The organism is Nocardia sp. NPDC057455 (assembly GCF_042802775.1).
In the GTDB taxonomy this organism is placed as follows: Bacteria; Actinomycetota; Actinomycetes; order Mycobacteriales; family Mycobacteriaceae; genus Nocardia.
In genome coordinates this window covers 51,411-67,166 of the sequence record NZ_JBHVDM010000010.1, presented here as the reverse complement: position 1 = coordinate 67,166, position 15,756 = coordinate 51,411, and the positions used below count along the sequence as shown (strand labels likewise).

At 69.5% G+C, this 15,756-nt stretch carries 16 protein-coding genes; 10 read left to right on the top strand and 6 right to left on the bottom strand.

What is annotated here, in order from left to right:
• Window position 1: 1 nt before the first annotated feature.
• Entirely contained in the window at window positions 2-748 is a 747-nt protein-coding gene (locus ACFU5M_RS06260; RefSeq protein ID WP_379044617.1) for a GntR family transcriptional regulator, read from the bottom strand.
• A 182-nt stretch (window positions 749-930) separates the two neighbouring features.
• Here ACFU5M_RS06260 and ACFU5M_RS06255 point away from each other — a divergent pair, with 182 nt between their 5' ends.
• The 4 genes from ACFU5M_RS06255 to ACFU5M_RS06240 are packed head-to-tail and all read left to right on the top strand — an operon-like array spanning window position 931 to window position 3,630.
• Window positions 931-1,323 (top strand): hypothetical protein, encoded by a 393-nt coding sequence (locus tag ACFU5M_RS06255; RefSeq protein WP_379044614.1) that lies wholly within the window; start codon window positions 931-933, stop codon window positions 1,321-1,323.
• A gap of 41 nt (window positions 1,324-1,364) precedes the next feature.
• Entirely contained in the window at window positions 1,365-2,027 is a 663-nt protein-coding gene (locus ACFU5M_RS06250; RefSeq protein ID WP_379044611.1) for a hypothetical protein, read from the top strand.
• A complete protein-coding gene (locus tag ACFU5M_RS06245; protein WP_379044608.1) occupies window positions 2,024-2,749 on the top strand; it encodes an ESX secretion-associated protein EspG in 726 nt (241 codons plus the stop codon). Before ACFU5M_RS06250 ends, ACFU5M_RS06245 begins: the two co-directional genes overlap by 4 nt.
• 35 nt (window positions 2,750-2,784) lie before the next feature.
• On the top strand, window positions 2,785-3,630 hold the full coding sequence (locus ACFU5M_RS06240) for a polyphosphate kinase 2 family protein (protein WP_379044605.1): 846 nt from the start codon (window positions 2,785-2,787) through the stop codon (window positions 3,628-3,630).
• 23 nt (window positions 3,631-3,653) lie between these two features.
• On the opposite strand, the gene ACFU5M_RS06235 is transcribed toward ACFU5M_RS06240, so the two are convergent.
• The gene (locus ACFU5M_RS06235; protein ID WP_379044602.1) at window positions 3,654-4,991 is read right to left on the bottom strand and encodes a carboxylesterase family protein; all 1,338 of its coding nucleotides are present in this window, start codon (window positions 4,989-4,991) and stop codon (window positions 3,654-3,656) included.
• A 92-nt stretch (window positions 4,992-5,083) separates the two neighbouring features.
• On the opposite strand from ACFU5M_RS06235, the gene ACFU5M_RS06230 reads away from it, so the two are divergent.
• The 3 genes from ACFU5M_RS06230 (at window position 5,084) to ACFU5M_RS06220 (ending at window position 7,183) form a co-directional block, all read left to right on the top strand.
• Complete coding sequence (locus ACFU5M_RS06230) at window positions 5,084-5,680, top strand: TetR-like C-terminal domain-containing protein (protein WP_379044599.1); 597 nt, start codon at window positions 5,084-5,086, stop codon at window positions 5,678-5,680.
• Window positions 5,681-5,840: 160 nt separating this feature from the next.
• Window positions 5,841-6,620 carry a DsbA family protein gene (locus tag ACFU5M_RS06225; RefSeq protein ID WP_379044596.1) on the top strand — a complete coding sequence of 260 codons (780 nt, stop codon included), beginning with the start codon at window positions 5,841-5,843 and terminating at the stop codon, window positions 6,618-6,620.
• Window positions 6,617-7,183, top strand: coding sequence for a vitamin K epoxide reductase family protein (locus ACFU5M_RS06220; protein ID WP_379044593.1), 567 nt, complete (start codon window positions 6,617-6,619; stop codon window positions 7,181-7,183). Before ACFU5M_RS06225 ends, ACFU5M_RS06220 begins: the two co-directional genes overlap by 4 nt.
• A 6-nt stretch (window positions 7,184-7,189) precedes the next feature.
• Here the strand turns inward: ACFU5M_RS06220 and ACFU5M_RS06215 are convergent, their stop codons facing one another.
• Complete coding sequence (locus tag ACFU5M_RS06215) at window positions 7,190-8,314, bottom strand: S1C family serine protease (protein ID WP_379044590.1); 1,125 nt, start codon at window positions 8,312-8,314, stop codon at window positions 7,190-7,192.
• Between the two features lie 160 nt (window positions 8,315-8,474).
• Here ACFU5M_RS06215 and ACFU5M_RS06210 point away from each other — a divergent pair, with 160 nt between their 5' ends.
• The 3 genes from ACFU5M_RS06210 to ACFU5M_RS06200 all read left to right on the top strand — a co-directional run bounded on the left by ACFU5M_RS06210 (window position 8,475) and on the right by ACFU5M_RS06200 (window position 12,240).
• The gene (locus tag ACFU5M_RS06210) at window positions 8,475-9,527 is read left to right on the top strand and encodes an NAD(P)-dependent alcohol dehydrogenase (protein ID WP_379044587.1); all 1,053 of its coding nucleotides are present in this window, start codon (window positions 8,475-8,477) and stop codon (window positions 9,525-9,527) included.
• 73 nt (window positions 9,528-9,600) lie between these two features.
• Entirely contained in the window at window positions 9,601-10,791 is a 1,191-nt protein-coding gene (locus tag ACFU5M_RS06205) for an AI-2E family transporter (RefSeq protein ID WP_379044584.1), read from the top strand.
• A gap of 105 nt (window positions 10,792-10,896) precedes the next feature.
• Window positions 10,897-12,240: a tetratricopeptide repeat protein gene (locus ACFU5M_RS06200; protein ID WP_379044581.1), complete on the top strand. Its 1,344-nt coding sequence runs from the start codon at window positions 10,897-10,899 to the stop codon at window positions 12,238-12,240.
• Here ACFU5M_RS06200 and ACFU5M_RS06195 read toward each other — a convergent pair.
• The 3 genes from ACFU5M_RS06195 to metE all read right to left on the bottom strand — a co-directional run bounded on the left by ACFU5M_RS06195 (window position 12,221) and on the right by metE (window position 15,618).
• The gene (locus tag ACFU5M_RS06195; RefSeq protein WP_379044578.1) at window positions 12,221-12,787 is read right to left on the bottom strand and encodes a TetR/AcrR family transcriptional regulator; all 567 of its coding nucleotides are present in this window, start codon (window positions 12,785-12,787) and stop codon (window positions 12,221-12,223) included. The genes ACFU5M_RS06200 and ACFU5M_RS06195 overlap by 20 nt on opposite strands.
• On the bottom strand, window positions 12,787-13,209 hold the full coding sequence (locus ACFU5M_RS06190) for a VOC family protein (RefSeq protein WP_379044575.1): 423 nt from the start codon (window positions 13,207-13,209) through the stop codon (window positions 12,787-12,789). Before ACFU5M_RS06190 ends, ACFU5M_RS06195 begins: the two co-directional genes overlap by 1 nt.
• 102 nt (window positions 13,210-13,311) lie before the next feature.
• The gene (metE, locus tag ACFU5M_RS06185; protein ID WP_379044572.1) at window positions 13,312-15,618 is read right to left on the bottom strand and encodes a 5-methyltetrahydropteroyltriglutamate--homocysteine S-methyltransferase; all 2,307 of its coding nucleotides are present in this window, start codon (window positions 15,616-15,618) and stop codon (window positions 13,312-13,314) included.
• Between the last annotated feature and the right edge of the window lie 138 nt (window positions 15,619-15,756).

The window sequence follows — 15,756 nt, the reverse complement described above, 5'->3', positions numbered from 1 at the left end:
GTCAACGGCGGAAATCGGCCGCTGAGCTGGCCGAATACTCATGCGACATGGTCCATCCACCGGGCGGGTGGACGGTCTCGCGATACTCGAGCGGGACGCCGTGAGCGTCCGAGCAGGTGCGGCGCACGACCAGCACCGCCGCCGGGTGCCGAAGCGTGAGGTGGCGGCATTCGTCCTCGGTGGCCAGCCGAGCGCCGGCGCTCTCGCGCACGACCGTGGCGGCACGTCCGGTCGCGGCTTCCAGATACCGTGCGACTCCGCCGGGCACGACCTCGGATTCGAGCAGCAGGGCGGCGGTTCCGGCGAAACCGCCCGGGTACCAGCAGGTGGTCAATTCGACCGATCCGGATATGCCCACCCACAACGTTTTTCGCACAATCACCGAGCTCGAAACGGGTAGGACGAGCGCGTCGGTGACCTCCCGCGGTCCTTCCACCACTGCTGCGCACAGTACGGTGACCGACCGGCTTTCTGGCGCGGGCGTTCCGTATCGGGGCGCGCTCTCCCGCAGCAGCGCAGGCCGTTCGGCCACATAGGTGCCCGATCCGCGGCGGGACCGGACGATCCCCTGCTGGCGCAACGTGTTCAACGCCTTGGCGGCCGTGGGCCGGGCCACCTTCCAGCGTGCGGCGAGTTCCCGCTCCGACGGCACCTCGGCGCCGGGCGCCAGCTCGCCGCGTTCGATCAGCGCGCGGATATGTCCCGAGATCTGCAGGTATTTCGGGACTACGTCGTCGTTTTCGGCCACCGGTCGCCTTCCCCTGCGAACACCGCCCCTCGGACCGCTGGTCAGTGTAACAACGGTGGATCCGGGCACCGGGGCCTCCACACAAGCCCGGACCGAGGCGGTACGGCGCGCTGTACCGACCGGTAAAGTGCGGATCCAGTACAGCGCGGTACGAACAGGACCGAGCGGAAGGGGGCTTCCAGGTGGCGGTACCCGATACCGGACAGGGGACGGCGCGAGAGCTGTACGCGGCGGCCATCGGCGCGGGCGGGGGCGAGAAGTTCGAGCTGGATACCGCGGTCGCGGAGAACCTCGCCGCCGCGTGCGACAAACTGGTCGACGATCTGGGTCGCGCGATGGCCGGTGAACACCTCGTCACCGACGTGACCGGCTTTCCCGACCTGCCCACCGGCCACGGCCTGACCCGCGGTTTCGCCGCGAAAGGACGTCAGTACCTGGACACCCTGGCCGCGTTCCAAGAGACGGCGCTGCTGTTCAAGGCCGCGTATCTCGCCGCGGCCAACCGGCTGGCCGAGGCCGAAGCGGCGAATCAGGCCGCACTGCGGCTGATCGCCGATTACCTGGAGCCCAGGTGAACACGCACCCGCGCGCCGGGACCGACTGAGGGGGACGACGGATGGCAGACTCCGCGGCACGCGCCGCCGCCGACGATATCCGGCAGGAGCTGGCCGGATTCAGCGACGGGGCGACCGATCCCGCCTACGCGCCGGATCGGGAACTGTTCGGCGCCTACACCCATCAGCAGATCTGGGATCTGGTGCACGAACCGCTCGACCCGGCGGCGCTCGGCCGTATCGCCGAGGCATGGCAGGCGAACGCCGCCGCGGTGGCCGAAGCGTTCCAAGCCTTCTCCGATGCCACCAACCGGGAATTCGCGCGCTGGTCCGGCCGGGCAGCCGACGCCGCCGTGGGCGCGACCAGGCAGTTCGTCCGCGCGGGCGGAGACGCGCACGACGTGTGTCGGGCGGTCGCTCGGCTGATGGAGTTGAATAGCGATGCCGCGCAAACGGTCCGGGGCGCGATCGCGCCGCCGCAGCGGTATCGGCCGCTGGCGGACCCGGCCGCCGAGGCGGTTTACGGTGGAAAACGTAGGATGGAACACGATAGTGCGGCGGCAGACATCGAGGCGGATGTCCGGGACACGATGACCTACGTCTATACCCCGACGATGCCCGCCACCGGCGACCGCGTTCCCCGATTCCCCCGGCCGCACGAAGGTTCGGCGGCCGACAACGCATCCGGCGATCCGAACTCCGTCCGTGGAGGCGGCGCGCGGTGAAATGGGTGCTGACCCCGGACGAGTTCACGCATGTCTGGACGAACGAAACAAGCCTGGACCGTAGGCCCTACCCGGTCAACATAGTCCCCTCGGCCACGGCGCGGACCGAATCGGAGTACCACGCCCTGCGTTTGCCGCAGCGCTTCGCCCGGCAAGCCGACCCCGACCTGGCCGCCGCACTGATGCTCTGCGCGCGCAACGACGCGACCACCATCACCGTCTCCGGCGAACGCTCCGCGCTCGCGCGCGACGGGGACAACGCCGAGGCCGAACGGATTCTCGCGTTCGCCGCGGTGGTGCACAACCACGCGGGCATCCTCGTCGCCACCCCGGACCGGGTGACCGTACAGATGTGCCATGCCCGTGCCGTGGGCGAACGCCTGGTGCAGATCATCGGTTCGGCGCGGCCGGGCAAGCTCGCCCCGATGCGCGAGCCGCAGGACGCCGTGCTGAGTCCGGACCGCACCGAGCCGTTCGTCACCAATGGACATCGCGGGGCGGCGAAATTCCGCCAAACACTGCGCAAGCCGGTGGACGGACGCGGTTTCATCACCGTCACGGTGGAGCCCGAGAATCCGATGTCCCCGCCCACCCGCCATCGCACCTGGCTGGACTTCACCGGCGACGGTCGCTACCTGCTCACCACCGCGCACGATCTCATCCTCACCCCCGTGTCGGACGAGGAGTTCGCCACCCAGCTGCTGCGGCTCGCGCAAGTGTGACCGGGCGGAACGACCGCGTGGTTAGGGTGAGGACTATGCCTGAACAGTGGACGGTGTGTCCGGCCGAGGCCATGAAAGCCGACGGCTTGCGAGTAGCCGAGCTGGACACCTCGGGGACGCCGGGGTTCACCGGTGGCAAGAAGACGGGCGTCGCCCTGCTCGCCGAACGCAGCCAGGTGCTGTCGGATCTCCAGGAGAAGCTGTACGCCAACGGCCGGTCCGGTGAACGGCGCAGCGTGCTGCTGGTCCTGCAAGGCATGGACACCGCGGGCAAGGGCGGCATCGTCCGGCACGTCATCGGTTCGGTCGACCCGCAAGGCGTCGACCACGCCGCGTTCGGCGTGCCGACGCAGGAGGAGCAGCGCCATCACTATCTGTGGCGCATCCGCAAAGCGCTGCCGCGCGCGGGTCAGCTCGGCGTATTCGATCGCTCGCACTACGAGGACGTGCTCGTGGTGCGGGTGCACAACCTGGTGCCCCCGACGGTGTGGGAGCCACGCTACGACGAGATCAACGCGTTCGAGCGGGAACTGGTGGACGAGGGCACCACGCTGGTGAAGGTGGCCATGTTCGTCTCGCTCGACGAACAGAAGAGGCGGCTGGCCGAGCGGCTGGAACGCCCGGACAAATTCTGGAAGTTCAACCCGGCCGACATCGACGAGCGCGCGTACTGGCCCGCCTATCAGGAGGCATACCAGGCGATGCTGGACCGCACGTCCACCGAGTACGCGCCCTGGCATGTGATGCCCGCCGATCGCAAGTGGTTCTCCCGGCTCGCGGTGACCGAACTGCTGATCGCGGCCCTGGAACGGCTGCGGCTCGACTGGCCCTTGCCGACGTTCGATGTGGAGCAGCAGAAGCGGCGCTTGGCGCAGGCTTAGCGCTGGTCGGAGCGCATGCCCGCTCAGGGCAGCTGCCCGACGGTGCGCGAGCCCGACCGGTGCGGCGTCCAGCCGGTGTCATCGATCCGTCCGGTGCGCACGAATTCGCCCCAATAGCCGCGGGTGCGGCGGCCGAGCGCGTCGATCTCCGCCGCCGTCAGGGGCGCCAGCATCGCAGCGGTGTGCCAGGCGTCCCCGTCGGCGAACAGCAGTGGCAGATCGATGCAGTGGCAGGCGCCGTACGGATTCGCGGGATGGAGCCGTCCCACCCGAAAGCAGTACACGCGCGCCCCGGCATCGGCCAATTCGTCGGCGAAACGGAACAGCCCGCGCTCGAATGCCTTTCGTCCGATGAGGTGCTGTACCGCCGCGTCGAGCCGGGCGCCCGTCACCGGCAGTCGCCGTAACCTGCCGAAGACCGGATGCGGGCCGCCGTAGAACGCTCGCGACTCCTCTGCCGTGCACCCGAGCAGCACCGGCACAGCGGTGGCCGCGTCTCGTACCGCTTGCCGCCAGGCGTGCTCGTCGGGCAGAGGGCCCGCATCGGCCACGGGCAAGAAGGGCGGCGCGGCGTTCAGCGCGGCGGGTCCGGCCATCCGGCGGACCGTTCGTCCTTGCGCCGCGAGCAAGTCGGACACCGGAGCGGTGCGCGGATCGGCGTCGAGTTCGGCGAGGAACATCGCCCCGACCCGCTCGGCCCGCCGGTGGCTCTGGAAACCGACGCCGAACGGCGCGCTCTGCACGATCGCCTGGGCGAACAACCGCCGAGCCTCCGCGATCCCCAGCAGCGCGACGACCGACTGCGCGCCCGCCGACTGTCCCGCCACGGTGACACGCTCCGGGTCGCCGCCGAACTCGGCGATGTGCTCCCGCACCCACCGCAGCGCCGCGATCTGGTCGCGCAGACCGAGATTGCCCGCGCAGAGGCCCGGTGCGCGAAGGTAGCCCAGCACGCCGAGCCGGTAGCTCACCGACACCACCACGACGCCGGTCTCCCGCACCAGCCGGTCCGCGTCGTACAGATTCCATTGCCCGCTGCCCGCGAGGTAGGCGCCGCCGTGCAACCACACCAGCACCGGGCAGCTGCCCGGTTCGGCGCCGACGGGGGTGGTGACGGTCAGCGCGAGGCAGTCCTCCGACTGCTGCAGAGCGTCCGCCCGCCCCATCACTCCCTCGAGTCGTCCCGGCAACTGCGGTGCGATGGCGTACCGGCGCGTCGCCTCGTACACCCCGTCGTGCGCCGCGACCGGCTCCGGGGCGCCGAACCGCTCGGCCCGCGCGTAGGGAATTCCGCGGAATATCACGACCGCACCGCGGGCCTCGCCACGCCAGCGTCCCGAGGGCGCCAACCCATGCTCCATGCCACTCTCACCTTCTATCGCAAGTCGACTTGCGATATCCACGCTAGGGCTCCGCGACCGAGGAACGCAAGAGCACTTGCGATAATCGCCGCATGGGTGATTCCCCCGCACAGATCCGCGGTGCGCGGTTACAGAAGGCCGTGCTCGATGCGACGCTGGCCCGCATCGAGTCGACCGGCATCGGCGGAGTGCGGATCGCCGATGTCGCGGCGGACGCGGGTGTGCACGAGACCTCGATCTACCGACGGTGGAAATCGCTGCCCCGTTTGCTCCTGGACGCATTGCTGTCGCGGGTGGGCGAACAGATCCCACTCCCGGACACCGGGTCCTTGCGCGGCGATCTGGAGCGGTTCATGAGCGATCTGATCCGCTTCGCGGAAACTCCCTCGGGCGGGGGCTTGATCCGCGGCACCGTGACCGCCGAGGCCGACCCCGAGGTGGAGGCGATCCGGCGCGAGTTCTGGTTCCGGCGGCTGTCGTCGTCGGAGGAGATCGTCCGGCGGGCCATCGCCCGCGGGGACGTGGCGGCGACGGTGGACCCCCGGCTGATCATGCTGACGCTGGGCGGCCTGGTCCATCTGCACGTCACACAACTGGGCGGTGAGCTGCCGCCCGGCCTGGCTCGGGAGTCCGTGGATCTGATCCTCACCGGCCTCACGCCGCGCCGGACAACGCCGCCTCCGGCGTGAGAGGACCGGTATCACCGGTGGCGGGACGAATGTTTCGGAATCTCTCAGGTAAGCCGACCATGATGACCACTGTGGGCCGATCACGCGGGCAGGTGGCCTGCGCATCTACGATCGTGGCGGCAGGAACCGTCCGGCGAGCGAAAGGCGTGGTGAGCGCACGGTGAGCAAAAACCAGGGTGGGAAGTCGAACCCGCTGCTGGCGGCGGAACGCTCCGACCGCAACCGCAAGATCTTGATCCAGGTGGCTGTCGCCGCCGTGCTCGTCGCGCTGATCGCGGCGATCGGCATCGGTATCGCGGTGAAGAAGGCCCGCAACGACGATCCCGGCCCCACCCCGTCCATCGCGGCGACGGGCACCACGAACGCGGGCGCCGTGCCCGCCTCGATCACCGACAACGGCGCCGTCCGGATCGGGAAGCCGGACGCGAAGGTCACCGTGCGCGTCGTCGCCGACCTGCAGTGCCCCGCCTGCAAGGCCTTCGAGGCCGCCAACGGACAGGTGCTCGAAGACGCGGTGACCAACGGCACGGCGGTCGTCGAATACAACGTGATCGCCTTCCTGGACAAGGCCTCCACCACGCGGTACTCCTCGCGGGCGGCCAACGCCGCCTACTGCGTCGCCGAGGCCGACCCGTCGAAGTACCAGGCTTGGCTGAAGGCGATGTTCGCGCAGCAGCCGCCGGAGGGCGGCGCGGGTCTGTCCGACGACCAGCTGGTCCAGATCGCCAAGAGCGCCGGCTACACCGACGACGCGGTCGCCCAGTGCATCACCGACCACAAGTACGACAAGTACATCCAAGCCAACACCAAGGAAGTGCTGGGAAGCGGCATCCAGTCGACCCCCTCGGTGTTCGTCAACGGCAAGAAGATCGAGTCCAGCCAAGACATCTTCGGCACCGGCGCTCTCGCCCCCGTGATCAGCGCCGCCGCGGGGCAATGATCACCGCGGGGCCCCGGGCCGCCTGGGTCCTGTTGATCGGCGGGCTGGCCGGCTGGCTGGCCGCGGTGGCGCTGACCGTGGAACGGTTCAAGCTGTTCACCGATCCCGGTTACACGCCGTCGTGCAGCATCAACCCGATCCTGTCCTGCGGGTCGGTGATGGTGACCGACCAGGCCGCGGTCTTCGGGTTCCCCAACCCCTTGATCGGCGTCGTGGGGTTCACGGTGGTCGTCACGCTGGCAGCGTTGTCGGTGGCCGGGGTCGGCTTCCCGCGCTGGGTCTGGGGCGGACTGTGGCTGGGCAACTTGCTGGGGCTCGGCTTCATCTGCTGGCTGATCTTCGAGAGTCTGTACCGGATCAACGCGCTGTGCCCGTACTGCATGGTGGTCTGGGCGATCATCACGCCGCTGCTCGCGGTGAGCACCGATCAGCTGTGGGGGCGTTCCCGGGGTCCGCTCGGCGTGCTCGCCGAGTGGCGCTGGACCATCGTCGCGCTGTTCTTCGCGGTCGTGCTGCTGCTGGTGTTCCTGCGCTTCCAGGACTACTGGTTGTCGCTGGTCTGATCCGAGTCAGTTCGGCGGGCCCGCGACCAGCGTCACCGGTACCGTGCGCCGGCCACTCGCGCCGGTGATGCCCAATCGAATGGTGTCGTCGGGCTTGTGTGTGTTCAGCGCGCTGCGCAGGGACTGCGCGTTGGTGACGGCGCGGTCGTCGATCGAGATGATCACGTCACCGGAGGTCAGACCGGCGGCATAGGCGGGCATGCCGTAGAGCGCCGCGTCCACGCGGGCGCCGGTACCGACCGGCAGTGCGTTGGAGACCAGCACACCGAGCGTGGCCGTGGGTCCGATGTGCACGGTGTCGGTCGGACTGCCGGAGCGAATCTGGTGGACCACCCGCATCGCGGCGTCGATCGGTACCGCGTAGCCGTTCGCCGGATGATCGGCCGCACGCGCTCCGTCGCCCGACGCCGCGGCGATGACGCCGACCACGGAGGCGTTCCTATCGACCAGGGCTCCCCCGGACTGGCCCGGCGTGACCGCCGCCGCGACCTCCAGCATTCCGCTGAGCGCTTTGCGGGACAGATCGGCGGCGTTGACCGCCACGATCGCGCTGTCCAGATCGGTGAGGGGGCCGTGCACCGCGGTCGGCGTACCGCCGGTCCCGCCCGCGTTGCCGATGGCCAGCACCTCCTCGCGCACGCGCAGTCCCGCCGACGTGCCGATGGTGGCTGTGGGCAGTTCGGTGGCCGCGGCCAGGTCGAGCAGCGCGATGTCGGCCTCGGCGTCGTAGCCGAGCACCTCCGCGTCGTAGACCTTGCCGTTGCCCACGTCGGTGACGGTCACGGTGTCCGCGCCCTTGACCACGTGATGACTGGTCAGCACCTCGCCGTCGGCGGTGAGGACGATGCCCGATCCCGCCGCGCCGGGTCCGGACCGCTCGGTCGAGGCATTGATGTTGACCAGCGCCGGTCGCACCGCCGCGGTGACGAGCCCGGGGTCCAGCGCCTCGGGCGGAGCGAATGCGACCGTGGCCGCGGTCCCGGCGGGGCCGGGCCGATCGCGATCCGCCATTTCGCCGCGATATCCGAGAAACGCGGCGACCGCGAGCATGAGGGTGACGGCCAGCACGAGCACCCGGCCCCCACGCGGCGCGCGCCGCGTCCCGGTCCACTGCTGCCGTTGATCGTCCATGGCACTCCCGCCTCGGCCGAACCGCTCACCGAATACATTGTCGCCGGAGAACGCCGCCGAAGATCACCGATCCGGGGACCGCGCCGAAAAATATGCCGTGAGCGGGTCTTTTTCGTGTCACAGTTGGCAATCGCACCCATGCGACGGTAGGCATGTCCTCATGAGCACAGCCGCCGCCTACGCCCTGCCCACCCCTGATGGCTCGTTCGAGAAGGTCACGATCCAACGCAGGGACCTGGGTCCGCGCGACGTGCTGATCGACATCGCATTCGCGGGCATCTGTCACTCGGACATCCACACCGCCCGTAACGAGTGGGGCCGAACCCGCTATTCCTGCGTGCCGGGCCACGAGATCGCGGGCGTGGTCGCCGCGGTCGGCGCCGCGGTGACCAGGCATCAGGTCGGCGACCGCGTCGGCGTCGGATGCATGGTCGATTCCTGCGGGGTCTGCGCGCCGTGCCTCGCCGACGAGGAGCAGTACTGCACCGCGGGCGCGACGATGACCTACAACAGCACGGTCGACCCGGCGGTGCAGCCCGGCGGGCACACCCTCGGCGGTTACTCCACCCAGATCGTGGTGACCGAGAACTTCGTGGTCGCCATCCCCGAAAGCATCGGCTTGGATGTGGCCGCGCCGCTGCTGTGTGCGGGCATCACGGTGTACTCGCCGTTGCGGCACTGGGGGGCCGGACCGGGCAAGAAGGTCGCGATCATCGGGATGGGCGGGCTCGGCCACGTCGGGGTGAAGCTCGCGGCGGCCATGGGCGCCGAGGTCACCGTGCTGAGCCATTCGCTGAGCAAACAGGACGACGGCAAGCTCTTCGGCGCGAGCGCCTACTACGCGACCAGCGACAAGCAGACCTTCCGCGAGCTGCGCGGCCGGTTCGACCTCATTCTCAACACCGTGTCGGCGAACCTGCCCATCGACGACTACCTGCGCCTGCTGAACCTGGACGGCACGCTGGTGATCCTCGGTCTCCCCGAGCACCCGATGAGCGTCAAACCGTTCAACCTCGCCGGGTACCGCCGCTCGCTGGCGGGCTCGACGATCGGCGGCATCGCGCAGACCCAGGAGATGCTGGACTTCTGTGCCCAGCACGGCATCGGCGCCGAGATCGAGCTGATCGCCGCTGACGAGATCGACGGCGCCTACGACCGGGTCGTGGCCAGCGACGTGCGCTACCGGTTCGTCATCGACGTCTCGACCATGTGAGCCTGCTCGCCGTACCGGCGCGGCCCGGCGATGTCCGGCCGTCAACCGGTCGCGGCGTGGGTACCTTGGCGGTGTGCCTGTGCAGGACGAGGACGAGACGCCAGCCGCCGACGGCGCCCGCGGCATGCCGCCGTGGCTGCCGCGCGCGTTCCTGCTCGCCGCGGCGACGATCACCGGATTGCTGGCGGCCTTCTGGGTGCTCGAGCGGCTGCGGGGCCTGCTGACGGTTCTGCTGGTCTCGCTGTTCCTCGCCTTCGCGATCGAACCCGCGGTGAACTGGCTGGCACGGCGCGGCATGCGGCGTGGTCCCGCGACCGGATTGGTGTTCCTCGTCCTGACCGCCCTCGTCTTCGGCTTCCTCTGGACGCTGGGCGCCCTGCTGGTCGAGCAGGTCACCACCTTGGTGAAGAACGCCCCCGAATACGCCGACCGGGGCGTGGAGTGGATCAACCACACCTTCCATCAGGATCTGTCCAGCACCGACATCCAGAAGTACGCCACCGACTGGAGTTCGACCCTGGAGGGATACCTCACCGGGTTGGCGGGCAATGTCTGGGGCATCGGCACCGCCGCACTCGGCGCACTCTTCCAGGGCCTCGGCATCCTGCTGTTCACCTACTATTTCGCTGCCGACGGGCCCCGGATCCGCACGGCCGTCTGTTCGCTGCTGCCGCCGCGACGCCAGCGGCACGTGTTGCGCGCTTGGGACATCGCGGTGGACAAGACCGGCGGCTACATCTATTCCCGCGCACTGCTCGCGCTCGTCTCGACGCTGGCGCACTACGTGATGCTGCGGATCTTGGACGTGCCGTCCGCGTTCGCCCTAGCGCTGTGGGTGGGCGTGGTCTCCCAGTTCATCCCCACGGTCGGCACCTATCTCGCCGGTGCGCTGCCGGTGATCGTCGGGCTGGTGCACGGCCCGAGCACCGCGCTGTGGATTCTCGGGTTCATCCTGCTCTACCAGCAATTCGAGAACTACGTGCTGCAACCGCGCATCACCGCGACCACCTTGGACATGCACCCGGCCGTCGCGTTCGGGGCGGTACTGGCGGGCGCGGCGCTACTCGGCGCGACCGGCGCACTGCTCGCCATCCCGGTCACCGCAACGGTACAGGCGTTCGCCGGCGCCTATATCCGTCGCTACGACGTCCCGGCCGAGGTGGAGGCCGACATCGAGCGTTCGGGTCCGCCCAGGCGGCGGCGAAAGTTCGCCAGACAGTTGACCCTTCGCCTGGCCGGCCGCCACAACCCGCCCGCGGAGTGAACCCGGGGCCGGTGACCGGCGCATCCCACACCATGGGTAGCCAGGGATCGCGCGCCGATGTACAACTTCTCGGAAACGATTCGCACCATTCGGTGCCGAGGCTGGATGGGAACAATGCTGAAGCGGCCGCCGGACCTGGCCTTCGACCTCGGCAAGATGCACCGCAGGCGCAACGACGTGGCGGCCGCGCGCGAGGCGTTCCAGATCGCCATCGCCTCCGGCCATCCGAACTGGGCGCCGCTGGCCGCCGCGGAGCTCGGCGGGCTGCTCAGCGCGTCGGGTGACAAGCCGGCCGCGGAAGGCGCCTACCACGTCGCGGTCGACTCCGGCCACGAAGACGCGGCGCCGCGCGCGGCCTACAACCTCGGCTTGCTGCTGGCCGAGCGCGGCGACACCGCGGCGGCCGAAGCGATGTACGAGCGCGCCGCCGCGTCGGGCCATACCGATGCCGCACCCCGGGCTTGGATCAATCTCGGCTACTCGCGGGCCAAGCGCGGAGACTCGGACGCGGCGCGCACGGCCTACCAGCACGCCATCGACGCCGGGCCCGGCGATATCGCACGTCTCGCCCTGTCCAACCTGGCCTACCTCCTGCGCACCGAGGACGACTTGGCGGGTGTGCAGGCCGCCTATCGCGCCGTCATCGACGGCTGGCCCGCGGATCAGGCGCTCGTCGTCGCGGGCGATCTGGTCCAGCATCTCGGCGAGGCGGGTGACTGGGCGGGAGCCAGGGAGGTCAGCCGGACCATGGCGGAATCGGACGATCCCGTAATCGCCGCGCGGGCCAGTTTCGAAGTCGGGGTGTTCAGCGAGCGGCTCGGCGAGCCGGACGTGGCGCTGGCGGCCTTCCAGCGTGCGCTCGATTCGGCGGATGCCGAAGCCCGCACCCGTGCGGCGGCCGCGCTCGCGCCGACCTATCACGAACGCGCCGCGACCGTGCTGCACGAGACGGACTGGGCGGAGCTGGCGCACGCCAACGGGTCCGCGGGCGACGCTCCGGCCATCCTCGCCGATCTGATCGGCGCGGACGTCGACGACCAGGTGCGCGGCGTCGTCTTCCTGTTCTCCGCCGTCCTGCACCAGGGGTCGATCTACTCCGTCACCGCGCCCGCCACCGAAGTCGTCCTCGGCGCCCTGCTGCACGAGCGCACCGAGGTGACCTACGCCCGCGCCTGGCTGCGCGAGCCGCAACCGCTGCGCGTGGAGCTGCTCAACTGGCTGCACGAGGTGATCGCCACCGCGGCATGGCAATCCGCCGCCGAGGACGACGCCGAAATCACAACGGCCGACCGCGCCGCGGCCGCGGCCTGCTTGGCGCTGCTGCCGCGCGTGCGGGCCGCCACCGCGGCCGCGCTGGCCATCGCCGAGGCGGACGCGGTGGCCGATGCCGCTACCGACGTGCTCGCCACGTTGAGCGCACTGCCCCCCGTCAGCGGGAGATCGCGCTGAGCACCGCCGCGACCGACTGTTCGGCGAGTTCGTCGGTCAAGGGCAGATGTCCGAACAACGCGCGGTAGTAGATCGGCGCGGCGACCGAGTCCAGCACGAAATCCAGGTCGATGCCGGGATCCACTTCGCCGCGCGCGATGGCCGAGCGCAGCGCCGTGGCGGTGGTCCGCCGCCGCGGTTCGAAGACCGTGGCCAGGAAGTGGGCGCGCAACCGCTCGTCACCCGCCAGATCCGCGACCAGTGCGGGCAGCACGCGGTGCAGCGAGGTGTCGCGCAGTGCGGCGACGAGATCACGCATGGCGCGGGTCAGGTCGGCGCGCAGGTCACCGGTGTCCTGGGTCGGTTGCAGGCCGAGCAGACCGGCGACCACGTCGACCACCAGGTGCCGCTTCGACGGCCACCTACGGTAGATCGCGGGACGGTGCAGGCCCGCCCTGCCCGCGATTTGGCCGATGGACAGGTCGGCGTACCCGACCTCGTCGAGCAGCTCGCGCGCGGCGTCGAGCACCGCGGCGTCGATGCGGTCGTCGCGGGTTCGTCCCGCCATCAGAAGACCGGCCGCGGCATCAGGACGACCCGCCAGCCATCCGGATCGGGAAAGGTCAAGCCGCCGTTGGCCGCCCAGAACGGATTCTCCGCGGGCACCGGTTCGACGCCGAACTCACCGAGCCGCTGTGCCACGTCGTACAGGTCCGACTCACTCGCGAAATAGAGCACCAGCAGGTTCTCCTCGCTCGGCGCGTCGCCGGGGCTGCCGTCCACATGCGTGGTGAATTCCAGGTGGTATCCGGCCCCGGGCAAACCGAGCATCATTCCGTCGTAACCGGCGTGGTTCTGGAATCGGTAGAGCTCGCGCAGGCCGAGCCCCTCGACGTAGAAGCGCACCACCTCGTCGAGCCGGTCGGTGGGGCGAGCGATCCGGACCTGCACGACGCGCAGTGCGTCCGGCCAGCTGTCGTCGATGTGCATACTCGAAACAATACAGTACGTACTGAACTGAAATGGGCGGCGAAAGGCGGAGGGCCGTCACCGTTCGGTCGAACGGAGACGGCCCTCGGTGCGCGGTGGCGCCTAGTCGGCGGATTCCACTCGCCTGCGGATGCGGCGCGCGGCGGCGACCATATTGCGCAGCGACGGCTCGAGCTGCCAGTAGTGCCGGGTCTTCAGACCGCCGTCCGGATTGGCCCACAATCGCTGCGGTGTCACTGCTTCGGCTGCCGCGGTGAGCAATTCGTCCAGCTCGTCGATGTCCGGGATGCGCGCGGACCGGCTCTCGTACACGCCGGGGCCGACGCCGTGGCTGAGTCCGTGTCCGGAGGCGCAGTCTTCCTTCAGCGCCCGCAGCACCCACTCGATCGAGCGGGTCGCCACGATGGCGGTGACGTCGGCGTCGAGTTCCTCGATCGCCTCCACCACCTCGGCGCGGCCGGAGTAACCGATGTGGGTATGGATCTGTGTCTCGGCTCGCACCCCGGAGGTGGCCAACCGGAACGCGCCGATCGCCCAGCGCAAGTACTCGGCGCGGCCCTCCGGGCGCAGTGGCAGCATCTCCCGGATCGCCGGCTCGTCGACCTGGATGATCGCGATGCCCGCCTTCTCCAGATCCACCACCTCGTCGCGGATGGCCAGCGCCACCTGATCGGCGGTCTCGTGCAGCGGCTGGTCCTGCCGGACGAAGGATCGGGCGATCATCGTGACCGGCCCGGTGACCATGCCCTTGACCGGTTTGTCGGTGAGCGACTGCGCGTAGCTGATCCACTCCACCGACATCGGGGCCGGGCGCGCCACGTCGCCGTAGATGATCGGCGGCCGCACACAGCGGGATCCGTACACCTGCACCCAGCCGAAGCGGGTGGTCGCGAAGCCGTCGAGCAGCTCGGCGAAGTACTGGATCATGTCGTTGCGCTCGTGCTCGCCGTGCACCAGCACGTCCAGGCCGATGTCCTCCTGCAACCGGATGGTCGCCTCGATCTCGGCCTCGATCCGCTTGCGGTACTCCTCGTAGGACAACCGGCCCTCACCGAGTTCGTAGCGCGCCTGGCGGATGCGGGCGGTCTGCGGGAAGGAGCCGAGCGTGGTCGCGGGCACCGGAGGCAGGTTCAGCTTGCGCTGCTGGGCTTCCCGGCGCACCTCATAGGGCTCCCGCGAGCGCATGTCCGGGGTGACCGCGTAGACCCGCTGCCGCACCGCGTGCTTCTGCTTGAAGTGCACTTCGGTGGGCCGCTTGCGCCACTTGTCCGACGGGCCTTCGGTGAGCGCCTTGGCGAGCGAGACCACCTCGCCCACCTTCTGTTTCGCGAACGCGAGCCGGTCGGCGACGTGTCCCTCGATGTCGTACTCGATCAGCAGGTCGTAGGGCACGTGCAGCAGCGTGGTCCCGGTCGAGACGACCAGGTCGGGGCACACCTTGGCCAGTTCGTTGAGGTATTCCAGCACGACGTAGCGGTCCGCGCGCCACACGTTGCGGCCACTGATCACGCCCGCGTACAGGCGCTTGCGGCGGATGCCGGGCACCTCGGCCAGATCCTCCGGGCGCATCCGGAAGCTGGCCAGGTCGAGGCCGATCGCCTCGATGTTGGTGCTCGCGAGGATGGTCAGCGCCTCGCCGAAATCGCCGTACTGGCCGGTGACCAGGATGCGCGGGCGCAGCGGAGCCTTGCCCAGCCGGTGATAGGTGGCCTCGAACGCGGCCAGCTCGGCGGGTGTGCGCTCGCTGGTGAACGCGGGCTCGTCCAGCTGCACACAGGTGGCGCCGCGCTTGGCGAGGATCTCGAACAATTCCTCGTAGACCGGTAGCAGCTTGTCCAGCAGGCTCAGGGTGTCGAATCCGCCGGACTCACCGGGGATGTGCCCGGCCTTCGACAGCAGCAGCAGCGACACCGGGCCGAGCACCACCGGCCGCAGTTCGATGCCGACCGCCTTCGCTCGGTCGAATTCGTCGAGCAACGCCTCGGGATGCAGCGAGAATTCGGTGCCCGCGTCCACTTCCGGCTGGCGGTAGTGGTAGTTCGTGCCGAAGAATCGGACCAGCTCGAGCGGCGGCAGATCCGGACGGCCCCGCGCCATCAGGAAGTAGAAGTCCAGCGGGTCCAGGCCGTCGCGGTAGGGCTCGAAGCGCCTGGGCACCGCACCGAACAGCAGCGCGTTGTCCAGCACGTGGTCGTAGAACGAGAAGGTGTTGCCCGGCACCTGGGTCAGGCCGGTGGCGGCCAGTTCGTTGAACTGGGTCTCTTGGATCTCGCGACCCACCGCCAGCAGTTCCTCGCGGTCGAGCGATCCGTGCCAGTAGGCCTCCAGCGCCCGCTTGAGCTCGCGGTGCGGCCCGATCCTGGGATAGCCGAGAATGCTCGACCCGTAGCCGTCGGTCACGTTCACCATGAGCGGGATACCTTCTTTCGATCACCTGCACGGCCCGCCGAGATCGACGGGTCGATCCGGCACTGCGCTGTGGATACCCAGCCGAGCCGTCGACATGGCCCGGTCGTTGTGCAGCTTATGCCGATTGCCGTCACCGGC

Excerpts from the sequence above, each read along its gene's own strand:
- ACFU5M_RS06250 (WP_379044611.1), top strand. The coding sequence starts at position 1,365 with ATGGCAGACTCCGCGGCACGCGCCGCCGCCGACGATATCCGGCAGGAG.
- ACFU5M_RS06210 (WP_379044587.1), top strand. The coding sequence starts at position 8,475 with ATGAGCACAGCCGCCGCCTACGCCCTGCCCACCCCTGATGGCTCGTTC.
- ACFU5M_RS06195 (WP_379044578.1), bottom strand. The coding sequence starts at position 12,787 with ATGGCGGGACGAACCCGCGACGACCGCATCGACGCCGCGGTGCTCGAC.
- ACFU5M_RS06215 (WP_379044590.1), bottom strand. The coding sequence starts at position 8,314 with ATGGACGATCAACGGCAGCAGTGGACCGGGACGCGGCGCGCGCCGCGT.
- ACFU5M_RS06220 (WP_379044593.1), top strand. The coding sequence starts at position 6,617 with ATGATCACCGCGGGGCCCCGGGCCGCCTGGGTCCTGTTGATCGGCGGG.
- metE (WP_379044572.1), bottom strand. The coding sequence starts at position 15,618 with ATGGTGAACGTGACCGACGGCTACGGGTCGAGCATTCTCGGCTATCCC.
- ACFU5M_RS06230 (WP_379044599.1), top strand. The coding sequence starts at position 5,084 with ATGGGTGATTCCCCCGCACAGATCCGCGGTGCGCGGTTACAGAAGGCC.
- ACFU5M_RS06240 (WP_379044605.1), top strand. The coding sequence starts at position 2,785 with ATGCCTGAACAGTGGACGGTGTGTCCGGCCGAGGCCATGAAAGCCGAC.
- ACFU5M_RS06200 (WP_379044581.1), top strand. The coding sequence starts at position 10,897 with ATGGGAACAATGCTGAAGCGGCCGCCGGACCTGGCCTTCGACCTCGGC.
- ACFU5M_RS06235 (WP_379044602.1), bottom strand. The coding sequence starts at position 4,991 with ATGGAGCATGGGTTGGCGCCCTCGGGACGCTGGCGTGGCGAGGCCCGC.
- ACFU5M_RS06190 (WP_379044575.1), bottom strand. The coding sequence starts at position 13,209 with ATGCACATCGACGACAGCTGGCCGGACGCACTGCGCGTCGTGCAGGTC.